Origin of the sequence: Anderseniella sp. Alg231-50 (assembly GCF_900149695.1) — a bacterium.
Classification (GTDB): domain Bacteria; phylum Pseudomonadota; class Alphaproteobacteria; order Rhizobiales; family Aestuariivirgaceae; genus Anderseniella.
In genome coordinates, this window is sequence record NZ_LT703005.1 from 47,394 (window position 1) to 62,266 (window position 14,873).

Consider the following 14,873-nt stretch of genomic DNA (forward strand, 5'->3'; position numbering starts at 1 on the left):
TTCGCCGGACACCCGGTACCGCCCGGTTTCCCGTGTACCTAGCCCAGCCACTGCATATGCCGCGCCAACCAGATGACGAGCGGAATTGAAGCGAAAGAAAGCACTGTCTGTACCGTTGCCGTCGCCGCATACAGTTCCGCGTCGCCGCCCATGGTCCGCGCCAGGACGTAACCGTTCATGGCCGTCGGTACGGCAGCACAGATCATGGCCGCTTCAAATGCCTCGCCCTGGAGTCCGGTTGCCCACGCCAGCAGCACGACGAGCAGGGGAGTTACAACCAGTCTCGCGACCACACCGGTCCAGACCAGCAGGCTCGGTTTCAGGGCGGCCTTTATGCGCAGCCCGGCACCGACGGCCAGAAGCCCGGCCCCGAGCGCCGCGCTGCCGAGCAGGTCAAGCGTGGTGTGCACCGGTTCCCACAGGCCAACGCCGGAAAAGTTGATGGTCAAACCGATCGTGGCGCCCCAGATGATCGGGTTTTTGATTACAACTCTCATCACATTGCCGAGGGTGGGCGTCTGACCTTTCCCAAACGCGGCCAGCACCACGATGTTCACGATATTGATGGGCGGTACCAGCAGGGCCATGATGATGGCGACATAGGCCGCTCCGGTTTCACCATACAATTTCAGGACGATGGCCAGGGCGATAAATCCGTGAAACCGCGAGCCTGCCTGAAAGACCGAGGTGAACTCCGCATTGGTCATGGCATTCCTGGACTGCAACACCGGCTTGAGTGCGAACAGGATCGTCCACATTATGCCGGTCACTGCCAGTACGGTGACGCTCAACGACCCTATCGGCAGGCTTTTCAGTTCTACGGTAGCCAGGGTGAAACAAAGGATGGCCGGGAAGAACAACCAGAAGCAGATCAGTTCGACACCTTTCCAGTCCTCCATCGGCACAATGCCGGTGCGCCGGATAATGTTTCCCACAACCACAAGCACGAAGATCGGCAGGATGCTGTTAAAGACATCCATGGCTGTTATGCTTCCGGAGCGCCGGGCGCCGAGCCGGCAAGCCGGTCAAGGGCGCCCTGCAATATCCAGGCTGCCGCCAGCTTGTCGACGAGTTGAGCCCGCCGGGCCCGTGATCTGTCTGCGTCGATCAACATCCGCTCAACAGCCGCAGTCGACAGTCGTTCGTCCCACAGGGCAATTGGCAAGTCTGTAAGTTTGGCCAGGTTTCTGGCAAAGGCATGGGTTGCCTGAACCCGTGGTCCGTGAGTGCCGTCCATGTTGACCGGTAGTCCCAGCACAAATCCGGCTGCATCTTCGCCTGCCGCGATCTCCAGCAGTTGCGCAGCATCCGCCTTGAACTTGGTTCGCTTGATTGTAAGGCGGGGAGACGCGATGGTTCTCAGCCGGTCCGACACAGCCACTCCAATTGTCTTGCTGCCCAGATCAAGGCCGATGAGGCTCGCCGGACCGGTTAACACGTCACGCAGTTCATCGGGGCTGGACAGAATGCTCGTCATTTTGTCTGCTTAAGGCTTGAAACCGGCAGGTGCAAACGGTTCAACGCACATCTGCCATGCGAAAAGGGGAACACACATGAAAATCACATGGTTTGGACATTCGGCTTTCCGGGTTGAATTTGATAACACCGTAATCCTGATTGATCCGTTCCTGTCCGGCTCACCGACTTTCGAAGGCAGCGTGGAGAACGCCACGTCGGGATGCACACATGTGATTCTCACCCATGGCCATGACGACCACATCGGGGACACGGTAGACATCTGCAAGGCAACCGGCGCCACATTGATTGCCGTCTACGAACTGGCCGTTCATCTACACAACCAGGGAGTTGAGAACTTCGACCCCACCAATACCGGCGGCGCGGTCTATCATCCCGATTTCATCTGCACGTTTGTGAGGGCTGATCATTCTTCATCCTCAGACGGGGTTTATCTGGGCAATCCGTGCGGGATCATCATCCGGCCCAACAAGTCCCAAAAGCCGCTTTACCATATGGGCGACACCGACATCTTTGGGGATATGGCATTGATAGCCCGTATTCATGAGCCCGCGACCGGCATCGTTCCCATCGGCGACAGGTTCACCATGAACCCGGTTACGGCGGCCATGGCTTGCCGGAATTTCTTCGACTTTGAAACGGTCATTCCCTGCCACTACGGCACATTCCCGCTGCTGGTGCCCGATGCCGATCCTTTTGTGCAGGCAATGGGAGAAGATGCCGGCAAGGTCAAGGTGCCGTTTATCGGGCAAACCCTGAATATCTGATTTGCGGCTCGTTCGCCGCCATCAGCCATTGCAGCCACAAGGTGACGATGGTATCACGCGTGGCAATTCAGCTACCGAATTGGAGAATTACAGATCATGTCTGTCGATCAGGCAACAGTGCGCCGCATTGCCCAACTCGCCCGCATCCGTATTTCGGATAATGAAGTGCCGAAACTTGAAGGCGAGTTGAATCACATCCTCGGTTGGATAGAGATGCTGGAAGAAGTCGATACCGATAACGTTGAACCGATGACCTCCGTCGTCGAAAACAGCATGCGTCTTCGCACGGACGAGGTGAATGACGGCGGCTATCCAGACCGGGTCACCGGCAACGCACCGGCAAGCGACGACAATTTCTTCATGGTGCCCAAGGTTGTCGAGTAACGCCCGCGTCCGATGACCGTAATTGCAACACGCCAGACTTTTTGATTTCCGGAAAACAGATGTCCGATCTTTTGAAACTAACAATTGCCCAGGCCCGCGACGCGTTGAGCTCGGGACAATTCAAAGCCACCGAATTGACCGAAGCCTATATCAGCGCGGTCGAGGCGGCACGCTCGCTGAACGCCTATATCGTGGAAACACCGGACAAGGCCCGCGAAATGGCAGCAGCAAGCGATGATCGCATCGCCAAGGGCGAAGCCGGTCCGCTTGAGGGCATTCCCCTGGGTATCAAGGATCTGTTTGCCACCGATGGCGTCCATACCCAGGCCTGCAGCCATATACTGGACCAGTTCAAACCGGCCTATGAATCAACAGTAACGGCAAACCTGTGGGCCGATGGCGCGGTCATGCTGGGTAAACTGAACATGGACGAGTTCGCCATGGGCTCATCCAACGAAACGTCCTATTATGGGCCGGTCAAGAACCCCTGGCGTGCCGAGGGTTCCAATGTTGATCTGGTCCCGGGAGGATCATCCGGTGGTTCGGCGGCCGCGGTCGCAGCACATATTTGCGCAGGTGCCACAGCAACCGACACCGGCGGCTCAATCCGCCAGCCTGCCGCCTTTACCGGTACTGTCGGCATAAAGCCCACATACGGTCGTGTCTCGCGTTGGGGAACCGTTGCATTTGCATCCTCGCTCGATCAGGCTGGCCCGATTGCGCGCGATGTGCGCGACGCGGCCATCATGCTGAAATCGATAGCAAGCGTCGATCCGAAAGATACCACATCCGTCGATGTCGAAGTCCCCGATTACGAGGCGGTCATTGGCAACTCCATAAAAGGAATGAAAATCGGCATACCGGCTGAATATCGCATGGACGGAATGCCGGATGACATTGAGGCGCTGTGGCAGAAGGGCATTGACTGGCTGCGTGATGCAGGTGCCGAGATCGTCAATATTTCCCTGCCACATACAAAATATGCGCTGCCTGCCTATTATATCGTTGCGCCCGCGGAAGCCTCTTCAAACCTGGCCCGCTATGATGGCGTACGTTATGGTTTGCGCGTTCCCGGAGACGACATCGTCTCCATGTATGAGAATACCCGTGCAGAAGGCTTCGGCGCGGAAGTACGCCGCCGCATCATGATCGGCACCTATGTGTTGTCGGCAGGTTACTACGACGCCTATTACGTCAAGGCGCAGAAGGTGCGCACCTTGATCAAGCGCGATTTCGAAACATCATTCGCAGATGGCGTAGACGCCATCCTGACCCCGGCAACTCCGTCTGCGGCATTTGGCATTGCCGACCAGGACATGAGCGCTGATCCGGTAAAGATGTACCTGAACGACATATTCACTGTCACCGTGAACATGGCGGGGCTGCCGGGAATTTCAGTTCCCGCCGGTCTCGATGCGCAAGGACTGCCGTTGGGCCTGCAGTTGATCGGCAGGCCGTTCGATGAAGCCACGCTGTTTCAGGTCGGCAAGGTCATTGAAGATCAGGCTGGCCGCTTCGAGGCAAACAACTGGTGGTCATGAAAACTGACAACAAAATTTGAAACTGACCCTACGTTTGTTCTATATTGCCGGTGCGGATTCGATTGGGGCAGGTTTCAACGGCAGGATTTTGGCTGGCATGGATTCTAAAATTGTGAAGCTGATGGCAATGACCATAATTGCATCAGCGCTGGTAGTATTTGCGCCGCTAGGCGGCCCGTTTTCATCAGCAGCACAGGCTGCTTCGTGCAATTCTCTGGCGAAAGAGTTCAAACGTAAGGGCAAACCCCGGTTCCTGCGCGTGGTCAATCGCAACCGGTCCCTGGCCAATTACTACAATTCCACATTGAAGCGCCTGAAATCCGACGACGCGCCGACGCGGGCCGAAATGCGCAAGGCTTACCGGGTCACCGCTAAAAGCTGTTCGTCCGGAAAATGCCGCTCGGATGCAAAACGAATCTACAATGCGGCCTTGAAGCTTCACACCTATAATCGCCGGTGGGCCAGGTCAGGTTGCCGCGGCACTCTGAGTTAGGCCTCCGATCATGCTGCCAGGACCGGTGCAATGTCAGGCGACTTGAACCAGCGGCCGTTTCTGTTGCTGATCCTGAAGGTGATGCGGGCAATGCTCTGGTTTTGCATTGCCGGACTGGTGCTTGTCGGCGGCGGTATCTGGTACAGCGTCACTAAGGTACAGGCGAGAACCTATGAGCACTTCACCAGTGCGGACATATGGCTGTTTTCGTTCATTGCCGGCCTGGTATTGATTGCCGTCCTGTTGCTCGTTGGCATCCACAGAATGCTCCGCAAGCATACCTGACCGGGCCGGGGCCCATCCCTAGTTGCAGATGGCCTTCAGGGCTCTCCATTCCGCATCACTCAGAATGGCAGGTTGCGTTCCGCCAGGGCGCGGTTTGATGCGGGCTATGCGGTCATCGGTACCAGGGTGTGTTGAAAAAAGATCGGTAAAAGGTTCGATACGTTTTTGAAGCGAGGTACTGTCGTCAGTTTTTTTCGCTGACCCGGTTCCCAGTTTCTTTTTCAGCAATCTGGTGAAAAACGTCTGCAGGCCCTTTGGATCTACATTTGCCTTTTCCATCACCTGCACAGCATAGGCATCCGCTTCTTCCTCGGCCACGCGACTGTATTGAAGCACCGCCAGCACACCAGCAATGTTGCCGAGATTCTCCGCCCCTTGACCGGCTGTGAACAGCGACAGGAACATCTGCAATCCGTAAACTCTTACTATTGCAGCCTCCGGATGGCGCAGTGCGACGTGGCCCAGTTCGTGGGCCAGGACACCGGCAATTTCATCCGGGCTGCCGACGTTTTCGATCAGACCGGCACTGAACACCATTCGTCCACCGGGCAGCGCAAAGGCATTGACCAGTTTTTTCGTCCCGCCTTTACGGATATCGAACACCCGCAAAGAGAACGTAGGAGGATCCCCGGCGCCGGAGACTATTCGGCGCGCGATCTTGTTGAGAGCATCTTGTCCTGCCGGCGCATCACAGCGTTTGGATGACTTGATGACCGATTTCTCCAACCCGTCGGCGAATGAGTTGACAACCTTGTTCGGGATAAACCGGGCCAGCGCCTGTGGTGCAACAGCCAGAGTGGCATAACCGGCGACGCCAATACCGAGAACCACAGCGACCGAAATCCCGACCCCTTTCCAGAACCGGCGCTTGTGACCTCTGAGTATCGATGGCGCCGCCTCAATCACCGCATCCGCCGCGTCGCCTTCGGGCAGCGTAAGCCGGCTGCCATGATCGCCGTGAAGCTTTAACCTCAATGCCTGGCCCGGTTTACCGCCCGATACCAGTTCGATATCCCGCAGCGGCCATTGCACACTTGGTGCACCGTTCATGGCAATCACCAGGGCATCATGCTCCACCCGGACATGGACCAGCCTGGCCATGGCAGACTTGCCGTCGAAAAACTCCGCGTTATGGGCCGCTGTGGTCATGGTTTAAAATGCATCCAGATCGAGAGCGTCAATGAGACCCTCGCCACGTTTGTCAAGCTGTGCCTTGGATTGCTGTATTGAAGCAAAGTCTATCACCCCGTTTACACTCAGCCGTTCGACGAAATACCGCATCACCCGCTGTTCCACAAACGGCTGTGCGATGCCCAACGTGAAAATGATCAGCGCCATATTGCCGAGCCACAATGTGATGAGGCTCCATGCGGTTGCGTCGAATTCGAAACTTGCTCCGGAAAATCTGGTGTACCGCGCAAAGACATTCAACTCGCGGGCAGTATAGAACGACCAGATGGTGGATCGGATCGCAACATAAAACAGATAGACGAAGATCAGCCCGGCGAAAATGCCCAAGGCCTGGCCGGCTTCGGTGCGTTTGGATTCCGTTGTTTCACCGGTGAGGGATTCAAATGTATTCTGCAGCCCGTCAAACGCCCCTGAATAAAACAGCGCTACCGCAAATCCGCCAACCAGCAGATAAGCCAGTATGGTTCCGAACCAGCACAAGGCATACCGTGAATACAGCGGTCCGGACCGACCACTGAAACTGAACGGCACATTACCGAAGCGCATGTCGTTGGTGATGTGCTCAGCCAGTATCAGGTTCATTGCCGGTGTTGACCAGCCGAGGGTCATCGGGCTGAGCAACAGCGAACCGAAATATTTTCCGCTGTAGGACAACGCTGACCCGGGCAATGCACCGCGAATGCCACGCCACACGGTCCTGGACAGCCGATAGCGCCGAGCCCGGTAAATCGCAAAGCCGTAGAGTGTGACGAGTGCCAGGGCGATGACCAGTTGAAAGATTACAACCGCCGCGCTTTCCGGTCCGAAATATGCGGCCAGCCCCGTAGCGATCAGCGCCAGCGGCAAGAACACAATAACCATGATCACAACAAATCCGAAAAACAGTTCCTTGCCGGTCCCGGTGTATTCGACCGGTTCACCATTTAACTGCACACTGGACCAGATATGCCGGCGCACTCTGGTTTTTGCCCAGAATCGGTAAAACGACAACGTAATCAGGTTCAAAAGGAAATTGGTGATGGCGATAGAACCCAATCCCGGATGCGAGACGTACTCGATTCGAACGGGCTCAGCACCATGCGGCGGATTTTCTGCCGACTGCTTACCAAATAGTGTAGGCGACATTGGGAAGAAGTCCTTTTCGGTCTGAAAGACGCTCAAATCGTGAGGAATCAGCGCAAGCCTAGCCTAATTTTGTTTGTCGGCAACTGCCAATTTACGAGCAAAACTGGTGTTGCAAATATGTCACACTTTTCAGAAATCTGCACCGGCGGCAACTTCCTGCCTTAATCGCGCTTGAATCCGGATTATAAGAGGTTAGTACCCGCTAAGGTAGCAAAAATCAAAAACCAAGCAGTCAGTAAATGCTGTGTACTTTCGGGTGATTTGGAATCTAACAGGTGCGCCAGGGGCGAAACAAACCAGATGAATACAAGATCAACAGATAAGGACAAGTTGCCGAGCCGGCACTTGACGGGAGGCCCGCAGAGCGTGGTGCCACACCGGTCTTACTGTTGCTCCATGGGGGGGATGGGTCAGCAGACCAGCAGTGGCTTCGGCCTGACAAGATTGCGGTTTGCCGCCGGCTTGATGCTGGCAGCAGGTCTTGCCGTAGTGTCCACTGGCCAGACATGGGCGCAAGCACAATTGCCGCCCGGATTTTACTCTTTTGCCCCCAGCAAACAGGAAACGCCTGTTGGTCAGTTGTCATCGCAGGCCCAGGCCAATCTTGACGCTGCCCTGGTGGCTTACAGGGCCAAGGATTTTTCTACATCGCTGCCGTATCTTGACCTGCCGTCCAGTGAAGGCAGCATCCAGGCCAACTGGCTGTTGGCTCACATGTTCCGCAAGGGGCTGGGTGTGCCTGCCAACCAGGTAACGGCGTTCAAGCATTACAACCGAGTTGCGGAAGATTACGTCGACCGGAGAAGTCACGTACTGGGCAACGAACGCTATTTCGCATTGGATAGCCTGACCCGCATGGCCAATTATCTGCGCACCGGCCGCAAGAAAGCCGGTGTCAGGAAGAACGTCAACAAGGCCTTGCATTATTATCAGACCGCGGCATCAGCCGGTCATGCCGGCGCCCAGTACGGCTTTGGCCTTATGTATCTGAATGGCGAAGGTGTTGCACGGGACCGTTCCTACGGCATGCGCTGGCTCGGCACGGCAGCGCAAAAACGCTATGCTCCGGCGGCTGCCCGGCTGGGTGACATTTACAACAAAAGCGGCGACAAGGTACGCGCGCTGGTCTGGTACAAGATTGCCGCTGATACCGCGGGCGCATCGCTGAACCGAAAGATAGCCAAGAAAAACAAGGCCCTGGTTTCCGGTCTCAGTGAGAAAAAGCTGAATAGGGCCAACCGGCTTTACACAAAATGGTCCAGGCGTTTTCCGGTACGCACCCGGCAGGCACAAAACTAAGCCTGCCTGTTTTGTCATGACCGGCGGGCTCAATTGAGTTTGCCGGCCTGTTAACCTAGATGTCCAACTCGACAATGACCGGGACATGATCGGACGGCTTTTCCCAGCTGCGCACATGTTTGTCTATCCGGCAGCCGGTTGCCCGATCGGTTGCCTGAGCTGACATCAGCAGGTGATCTATGCGGATACCGTTGTTTTTCTGCCAGGCACCGGCCTGATAATCCCAAAACGTGTAAACACCATCTGACTGATCGAAACTGCGCACCGCATCGGTAAAACCGAGCCCGGTGAGTTCGCGAAATTTCTCGAGAGTTTCCAGCCTGAACAACGCATCTTCTGTCCACTCTGCCGGCCGTGCGGCGTCCCGAGGCTGTGGAATAACATTGTAGTCACCTGCCAGCACAAACGGTTCTTCCAGGAGCAGTTTTATTTTCGCATGAGCAATCAGCCGATCCATCCATGCGAGTTTGTAAGGGTATTTCGGTGTGTCGACAGGGTTGCCGTTTGGAAGGTACAGACATCCCACCCTGCAGGCCGTCTTGTCGCCGCTGACGACTGCTTCAATGTACCGGGCCTGTTCATCGTCGTCATCGCCGGGAAGCTGCCTTGCGACGTCTTCAACCGGCTTCAGCGACAGGATGGCGACACCGTTGAAACCTTTCTGCCCGTGCGTAACGACATTGTAGCCTATGTCTTCAAACGCGGTGCGGGGAAACCCTTCATCGACAGACTTGATCTCCTGCAGGCAGGCCACGTCAGGGCGGGCCTCGTTCAGCCATGCAATGGCTGTCTCCAGGCGCGCCTTGACGCCATTGATGTTCCAGGTCGCGATCTGCATGGGGCACCCCAAGTTATCCGGCGGTTGTCTCATTACAGTTGATGCAGGGTACCGGTGGCGTCAAGGCCGCAAGCCTTGTCGTCACCAGTTCCTTGCCATCAAGAGATACCTGCTGTCAGAAACCCGTTGCTTACCGGCACTGCTCCAGCAACCGCTCGCGCCGCCTGAATTCCCGGCGCGCCTTGCGTCGTGAATTCGAACTGCACCATCTCAGGTGCCGTTCATAACTCCGGCTCCAGCGCCTGCCGCCATAACCGCAATCAAGGAACCTTGCTTCCCGGGCCTGTGTAACCGCGGCGCGGGCATAGCGGCGACACCGCGAGCGTTTCGGTCCGTCATCACGTCCGGCAGCGCGGCAATTGCGAATCTGGCGGGTTCTCGTTTCCAGCAGGGCGGTTGCCGCACGTGGACCGATGCGACGGCATAACTGGGCCTGTCGGACCCGGCTGCGTGACCAGCGTTCGCCCCCGAAGCCACACCTGTAACGGCGGGCTTGACGAGCCTGGCGTATGCTCTGACCGGCAAAGTTACGACAGAACCGGGTCGACCGGGAATTGCTTACGACGATATCATCCGGCTCAGCATCCTGCAGATCCGGTAAAACCGGTTCCTCGCGTTCCACATCGCGGCTGGCAAGCTGCCGTTTGCAGGTATCGAGATCCCGGTCACGCGCCGCACGGGCGCCATTGTAGACGGAGGACGGGTTGCGCATGCAGAAACTGAAATAGGCACTTTGACCAAAACCCCAGCGGCTGCCGGACAGCCCGCAGCTCAACCGCCTGTTTTCCCCGTTCTGTGCAATAGCGCGCGATGCATAATCGTTGCAGGCGGCAACTTTTGCCGGATCTGGCGGTGTTTCGCGGCGGGGAGTGTCATCATCGTCCTGCGGATCCGCTTCATCATCCTGTAAAGGACGCAGATCCGGCTTCGGTACAGGCGTCACGGTTACAGTTTCCTGTTCCTCCACCGGCGGCAGGGGAGCGGGGACCGGCTGCACAATTTCCCTGTCTGCAGGTTTTTCAGGCAAGGGCTTTACCTCTTCAACCGGTTTTTCAGGCGCCGGTGGCGGGGTCGGTTCCGGCTTCACGGTCACAACGGGTTCTTGAGGTTCGGGCTTTGCCACCACTTCAGGCTTTTTCGGCGCAGGCGCCGGGACAGGTTTCGGTTCCGGTTTTACCGTAACAACAGGCTTTTTAGGGGCTGGTTCGGGCTTTGCCGCTACGACGGGCTTTTTAGGAGCTGGCGCCGGTTTTACGGTTGCAGCTGGCTTTTTGGGGGCTGGCTTGGGTTTTGCCGTTACCACAGGTTTTTTAGGGGCAGGGGCCGGATCATCTGTCCGTGTCACCGGACTGGTTGTCGAGAGCACACCGGAAATGCAGCACGTATCGGATCGCTTTGGCGGCACGCCGGTTTTCAGCGCACACATGGCCTTTGGACCCTTTGCGCCAGGCCACGAATATGTCCATGCCCGGCACTGGCCGTCCTTCTTGCATGCATTTTCACACAAGTCGGGGTTGGGTGCCGACAGCTCTATGGTTTTGTAATCGAGCCCTGGACGGTCGGTTGATCCGTCACGGGCAGCGGATGCGGGTGCCGATAGAAGAAGCACGCCGAAAACGGCGGTTAAGAAAGGCCGAAGCCAGAATTGTGAGTTCAGCATGAATAATATTGCGTCCCTGAAAAGCCCTTCAGCGACGATCTTGCGCACGATCATGGCGCAATTGTGGGCTTGCATCGCGATGGATTGGCCCGGTAACGACCAAAACCCGCAAATCTGTTCTTTTCCGGCGCTTTACAGCAACAAATAAGGCGGCAAAACTATTCAGATTGAAAAACTTGTCCCACAGCCACACGATGCAGTGGCGTTTGGATTATTGACCTGAAACTGCGCAGCCATCAGGTCATCAACGAAATCCACTTCCGATCCAAGCACATAAACCAGAGAAACCGAATCGATCAGAAGCGTAGCGCCGTCCCGCTCAATAACCGCATCGCCGTCGCCGGGTTTTTCGTCGAGTTCGAACTCGTAGGAAAAACCGGAACAGCCACCGCCGTTAACGGCCAGCCGCAGGGCGGTCTTGTCCGTTTCGCCGGCAACAATTTCCCGAATCCGGCGGGCAGCGTTTTCAGTTAGTGTAATTGCGGCAGACATGGCAAAAGCGGTCCTGATTAAACTCGTGTTTGTTACCTATGAATGTTGGTTGAGATGGATGCTTTGTCAATGCGCACATTAAAATCGTCTCGGATGGAAGAAAGTTCATGACAGATTTAGCGCCGTACGCCAGTGATGCACTTGCCTCGAGAGGCAGGTTCGTGCCGGAACACGATGCAGCGGAGCGGTCGCCGTTTCAGCGCGACCGGGACCGGATCATTCATTCCGCGGCATTCAGGCGCCTGAAACACAAGACCCAGGTGTTCGTCTACCATGAGGGCGATCACTATCGCACACGCCTGACCCATTCGCTCGAAGTTGCCCAGGTCGCGCGCTCGCTGGCACGGGCGCTGCGGCTGGATGAAGACCTGACGGAAGCGCTGTCGCTTGCACACGATCTTGGCCACACACCGTTTGGTCATGCCGGCGAACGCGAACTGGACAAGTGCATGTCCGATCACGGCGGCTTTGACCACAATGCCCAGGCGCTTCGCATAGTAACCAGCCTTGAACGGCGCTATGCCGGTTTTGATGGTCTGAACCTGACATGGGAGACACTGGAAGGCCTGGTCAAACACAATGGGCCGGTTCTGGATGCAGGCGGCAATCCGGCCGGGCGTTACGCAAAATCCGGATTACCCCATGCATTTGTCGAGTTTGCGCAAAATCACGACCTGCACCTGGACAGTTACGCCTCCCCCGAGGCTCAAGTTGCCGCCATTTCCGACGATATAGCCTATAACGCCCACGACATTGATGACGGCTTGCGGGCAGGGCTATTTGAGGTGAAAACCCTGCTCGACGTGCCGATTGCCGGCAAGGCGATCCGCGAAGTCGAAGAAATGTGGCCCGGCCTGGATCGACATCGACTGATCCATGAAACCGTCAGGCGTGTCATTTCCTGGATGATTTTTGACGTGATCGAACAAACTCGGGCGAATGCCGGGTCCAGCAATGTCGACAGCGCGGACGCTGTTCGCAAATCAAGGTCGGCAATTGTAGGTTTCTCGCCAGAAATGAGCGGGGACAACGCGGCGCTCCAGGCATTCCTTGCGCAACACATGTACCAGCATGAAAAGGTTATCGCGATTATGCATCGCGCCCGTCGCGTAGTCAGTGATCTGTTCGAAGCGTACAGCACCGATCCTGCGCAATTGCCGACGGACTGGCAGGAACACGGATACTCGCGTGGAGACAGCCGACAGGCCCGGCAGATATGCGACTTCATAGCCGGCATGACAGACCGTTATGCCCTTGATGAACACAAGCGGTTGTTTGACCTCGATCCGCTTTTCCGCTAAGCCCCGCGCGGCACATCCGGATAAATGGATGCAAACCACAACTCTCAGCAAAACCCGGATGACATGAACCCATTCAGCCATATCAAAACCATTGTCGATGACGCATTGGCCGGGCTTGCCAGCGACGGCGCGCTTCCTGATGGGCTGGATGCATCGCGGGTCGTCGTCGAACCGCCACGTGATCCGGCCCACGGCGATGTGACTACGAATGCGGCAATGGTGCTCGCCAAGCCGGCCGGAAAATCACCGCGCGACATAGCAGCGAGCCTGTGTACCGTGCTTGCCGAACACGCCGACATCGCTTCGGCGGAAATTGCCGGTCCCGGATTTGTAAACCTGCGTATTTCAAAAGCCTTTTGGCCAGGATTTATCCGTTCGGTTCTGTCAGCGGGCGAAAAGTTTGCAGATTCGACCCTGGGGCAGGGACGCAGGGTCAATGTGGAATATGTTTCGGCAAATCCAACGGGACCTCTGCATGTGGGCCATTGCAGGGGTGCCGTATTCGGCGATGCGCTGGCCACCCTGCTTGAAGTTACAGGTCACAATGTCACCCGGGAATACTACACAAACGACGCCGGGAGCCAGATCGACACACTCGGCGACAGTGTATTCCTGCGTTATCTTGAAGCGCTTGGCGAAGACATTGGCGAAATACCTGCCGGTCTGTACCCGGGTGATTATCTCATACCGGTCGGCAAACAGCTGGCGGGAGAGTTTGGCGGCAAACTCAAGACCATGGATGAAGCGCAGCGTAAATTGCTGGTCAAGGATCGCTCGATTGACGCGATGATGGATATGATCCGTGAGGATCTCGCAAGGCTGAACATTCATCAGGATGTTTTCTTCTCTGAGAGAATTCTGCATGAAAACGGCAAGATAGCCGAAACAGTTCAGACCATGCGGGACGCCGGTCTGGTCTATGAAGGCCGCCTGCCGCCGCCGAAGGGCCAGTTGCCGGAAGGCTGGGAAGACCGCGAGCAGACCCTGTTCCGGGCAACTGAATTTGGGGATGACATCGACCGTCCGCTTATGAAATCGGATGGAACCTTCACCTATTTTGCCGCCGACGTCGCCTATGCCCGCGACAAGATAAATCGCGGGTTCACCGAACTGGTGTTCATTCTGGGCGCCGATCATGGCGGATATGTCAAGCGATTACAGGCAGTTACCAAGGCGCTTTCGCAAGGTAACGCGAGTGCGGATGTGCTGTTGTGCCAGTTAGTGCGGCTATTCCGGGCGGGCGAGCCGGTAAAGATGTCCAAACGTGCCGGTGAGTTCATCACGCTGCGTGAAGTTGTGGACGAAGTTGGTTCCGATGTCCTGCGTTTCATGATGCTGACGCGCAAGAATGACGCGCCACTGGACTTCGATTTCCAGAAAGTCACAGAACAGTCACGCGATAACCCTGTTTGGTATGTTCAGTATGCTCACGCGCGGATCGGGTCGGCTTTTGCCAGGGCCGAAATCGAGGTTGGTGAAGCCGTTGCCGACCTGTCGGATGTGCCTGAAGAATCGCTTCTTCTGCTGTCTGACGAGACCGAACAACGAATCATCGGCCTGATTGCCGGGTGGCCGCGCGCGGTGGAATTGGCCGCTGTGAATCGGGAACCTCACAGGCTTGCGTTCTATCTATATGAAATTGCAGCAGAATTTCACTCTTACTACAACAAGGGCAAAGATCAGCCGCAATTAAGATTTATTTTGCCGAAACAAGTGCATCTTACACAAGCACGTCTCGCCTTGTTGCAAATGATCCGCTATACTTTAGTAAGCGGACTTAGCATCTTGGGCGTAAAACCTGTCGATGAGATGTAAGGGTTTGATGGGAACCGGATGGATCAGGAATCAAATAGCAAACCGGGCAATCGCGGCAGCTGGCGCGATCGCCTTGGTATAACCGACGACAGCTCTTCCAGGACGGAAGCGCCATCAACGCCGGCTGAGGCGCCGGCGAAACCGGCTGCTCGCGGTGACGCAAAAGTGGTTGCAAAGCCGGCTCCCATGGCACCTCGTCCGGGTTC

15 protein-coding genes are annotated in these 14,873 nt (G+C 56.4%); 8 read left to right on the plus strand and 7 right to left on the minus strand.

All coding sequences use genetic code 11. The features are described 5' to 3' along the window. Nucleotides 1-38 precede the first annotated feature (38 nt). Nucleotides 39-980, minus strand: a complete 942-nt coding sequence (locus DHN55_RS16435; RefSeq protein ID WP_108882607.1) for an AEC family transporter — start codon at nt 978-980, stop codon at nt 39-41. Nucleotides 981-985: 5 nt separating this feature from the next. Further along, a complete protein-coding gene (ruvX, locus tag DHN55_RS16440; protein ID WP_108882608.1) occupies nt 986-1,477 on the minus strand; it encodes a Holliday junction resolvase RuvX in 492 nt (163 codons plus the stop codon). Nucleotides 1,478-1,553: 76 nt separating this feature from the next. Here ruvX and DHN55_RS16445 point away from each other — a divergent pair, with 76 nt between their 5' ends. From DHN55_RS16445 to DHN55_RS16465, 5 genes are all read left to right on the plus strand, one after another. Further along, complete coding sequence (locus DHN55_RS16445; protein WP_108882609.1) at nt 1,554-2,243, plus strand: metal-dependent hydrolase; 690 nt, start codon at nt 1,554-1,556, stop codon at nt 2,241-2,243. Nucleotides 2,244-2,339: 96 nt separating this feature from the next. After that, a complete protein-coding gene (gatC, locus tag DHN55_RS16450; RefSeq protein ID WP_108882610.1) occupies nt 2,340-2,627 on the plus strand; it encodes an Asp-tRNA(Asn)/Glu-tRNA(Gln) amidotransferase subunit GatC in 288 nt (95 codons plus the stop codon). Between the two features lie 59 nt (nt 2,628-2,686). Then, a complete protein-coding gene (gene gatA / locus DHN55_RS16455; protein WP_108882611.1) occupies nt 2,687-4,168 on the plus strand; it encodes an Asp-tRNA(Asn)/Glu-tRNA(Gln) amidotransferase subunit GatA in 1,482 nt (493 codons plus the stop codon). A 97-nt stretch (nt 4,169-4,265) separates the two neighbouring features. Further along, nucleotides 4,266-4,661 (plus strand): hypothetical protein, encoded by a 396-nt coding sequence (locus DHN55_RS16460; RefSeq protein WP_337660431.1) that lies wholly within the window; start codon nt 4,266-4,268, stop codon nt 4,659-4,661. A 30-nt stretch (nt 4,662-4,691) separates the two neighbouring features. Next, nucleotides 4,692-4,946, plus strand: a complete 255-nt coding sequence (locus tag DHN55_RS16465; RefSeq protein WP_108882613.1) for a hypothetical protein — start codon at nt 4,692-4,694, stop codon at nt 4,944-4,946. A gap of 18 nt (nt 4,947-4,964) precedes the next feature. Here DHN55_RS16465 and DHN55_RS16470 read toward each other — a convergent pair whose 3' ends face one another. Both DHN55_RS16470 and DHN55_RS16475 read right to left on the minus strand, forming a co-directional pair. Next, nucleotides 4,965-6,095, minus strand: coding sequence for a M48 family metalloprotease (locus DHN55_RS16470; RefSeq protein WP_108882614.1), 1,131 nt, complete (start codon nt 6,093-6,095; stop codon nt 4,965-4,967). A 3-nt stretch (nt 6,096-6,098) separates the two neighbouring features. Continuing rightward, a complete protein-coding gene (locus DHN55_RS16475) occupies nt 6,099-7,262 on the minus strand; it encodes a DUF898 family protein (RefSeq protein WP_108882615.1) in 1,164 nt (387 codons plus the stop codon). 405 nt (nt 7,263-7,667) lie between these two features. On the opposite strand from DHN55_RS16475, the gene DHN55_RS16480 reads away from it, so the two are divergent. Continuing rightward, nucleotides 7,668-8,561 (plus strand): tetratricopeptide repeat protein, encoded by an 894-nt coding sequence (locus DHN55_RS16480; RefSeq protein WP_337660432.1) that lies wholly within the window; start codon nt 7,668-7,670, stop codon nt 8,559-8,561. A 55-nt stretch (nt 8,562-8,616) separates the two neighbouring features. On the opposite strand, the gene xth is transcribed toward DHN55_RS16480, so the two are convergent. From xth to erpA, 3 genes are all read right to left on the minus strand, one after another. Beyond that, complete coding sequence (xth, locus tag DHN55_RS16485) at nt 8,617-9,399, minus strand: exodeoxyribonuclease III (protein WP_108882617.1); 783 nt, start codon at nt 9,397-9,399, stop codon at nt 8,617-8,619. Nucleotides 9,400-9,529: 130 nt separating this feature from the next. Beyond that, the gene (locus DHN55_RS16490; protein WP_337660433.1) at nt 9,530-11,008 is read right to left on the minus strand and encodes a PAN domain-containing protein; all 1,479 of its coding nucleotides are present in this window, start codon (nt 11,006-11,008) and stop codon (nt 9,530-9,532) included. Between the two features lie 213 nt (nt 11,009-11,221). Further along, on the minus strand, nt 11,222-11,551 hold the full coding sequence (erpA, locus tag DHN55_RS16495) for an iron-sulfur cluster insertion protein ErpA (RefSeq protein ID WP_108882619.1): 330 nt from the start codon (nt 11,549-11,551) through the stop codon (nt 11,222-11,224). Between the two features lie 107 nt (nt 11,552-11,658). Here erpA and DHN55_RS16500 point away from each other — a divergent pair, with 107 nt between their 5' ends. Together DHN55_RS16500 and argS are read left to right on the plus strand one after the other, a co-directional pair. Continuing rightward, nucleotides 11,659-12,852: a deoxyguanosinetriphosphate triphosphohydrolase gene (locus DHN55_RS16500; protein WP_108882620.1), complete on the plus strand. Its 1,194-nt coding sequence runs from the start codon at nt 11,659-11,661 to the stop codon at nt 12,850-12,852. Nucleotides 12,853-12,915: 63 nt separating this feature from the next. Then, nucleotides 12,916-14,667, plus strand: coding sequence for an arginine--tRNA ligase (argS, locus tag DHN55_RS16505; protein WP_108882939.1), 1,752 nt, complete (start codon nt 12,916-12,918; stop codon nt 14,665-14,667). Nucleotides 14,668-14,873: the final 206 nt, after the last annotated feature.

Coding starts and splice junctions, on each gene's coding strand:
- DHN55_RS16480 (WP_337660432.1), top strand. CDS start 7,668: ATGGGTCAGCAGACCAGCAGTGGCTTCGGCCTGACAAGATTGCGGTTT.
- argS (WP_108882939.1), top strand. CDS start 12,916: ATGAACCCATTCAGCCATATCAAAACCATTGTCGATGACGCATTGGCC.
- gatA (WP_108882611.1), top strand. CDS start 2,687: ATGTCCGATCTTTTGAAACTAACAATTGCCCAGGCCCGCGACGCGTTG.
- erpA (WP_108882619.1), bottom strand. CDS start 11,551: ATGTCTGCCGCAATTACACTAACTGAAAACGCTGCCCGCCGGATTCGG.
- DHN55_RS16475 (WP_108882615.1), bottom strand. CDS start 7,262: ATGTCGCCTACACTATTTGGTAAGCAGTCGGCAGAAAATCCGCCGCAT.
- ruvX (WP_108882608.1), bottom strand. CDS start 1,477: ATGACGAGCATTCTGTCCAGCCCCGATGAACTGCGTGACGTGTTAACC.
- DHN55_RS16470 (WP_108882614.1), bottom strand. CDS start 6,095: ATGACCACAGCGGCCCATAACGCGGAGTTTTTCGACGGCAAGTCTGCC.
- DHN55_RS16445 (WP_108882609.1), top strand. CDS start 1,554: ATGAAAATCACATGGTTTGGACATTCGGCTTTCCGGGTTGAATTTGAT.
- DHN55_RS16500 (WP_108882620.1), top strand. CDS start 11,659: ATGACAGATTTAGCGCCGTACGCCAGTGATGCACTTGCCTCGAGAGGC.
- gatC (WP_108882610.1), top strand. CDS start 2,340: ATGTCTGTCGATCAGGCAACAGTGCGCCGCATTGCCCAACTCGCCCGC.
- DHN55_RS16460 (WP_337660431.1), top strand. CDS start 4,266: ATGGATTCTAAAATTGTGAAGCTGATGGCAATGACCATAATTGCATCA.
- DHN55_RS16465 (WP_108882613.1), top strand. CDS start 4,692: ATGTCAGGCGACTTGAACCAGCGGCCGTTTCTGTTGCTGATCCTGAAG.
- DHN55_RS16435 (WP_108882607.1), bottom strand. CDS start 980: ATGGATGTCTTTAACAGCATCCTGCCGATCTTCGTGCTTGTGGTTGTG.
- xth (WP_108882617.1), bottom strand. CDS start 9,399: ATGCAGATCGCGACCTGGAACATCAATGGCGTCAAGGCGCGCCTGGAG.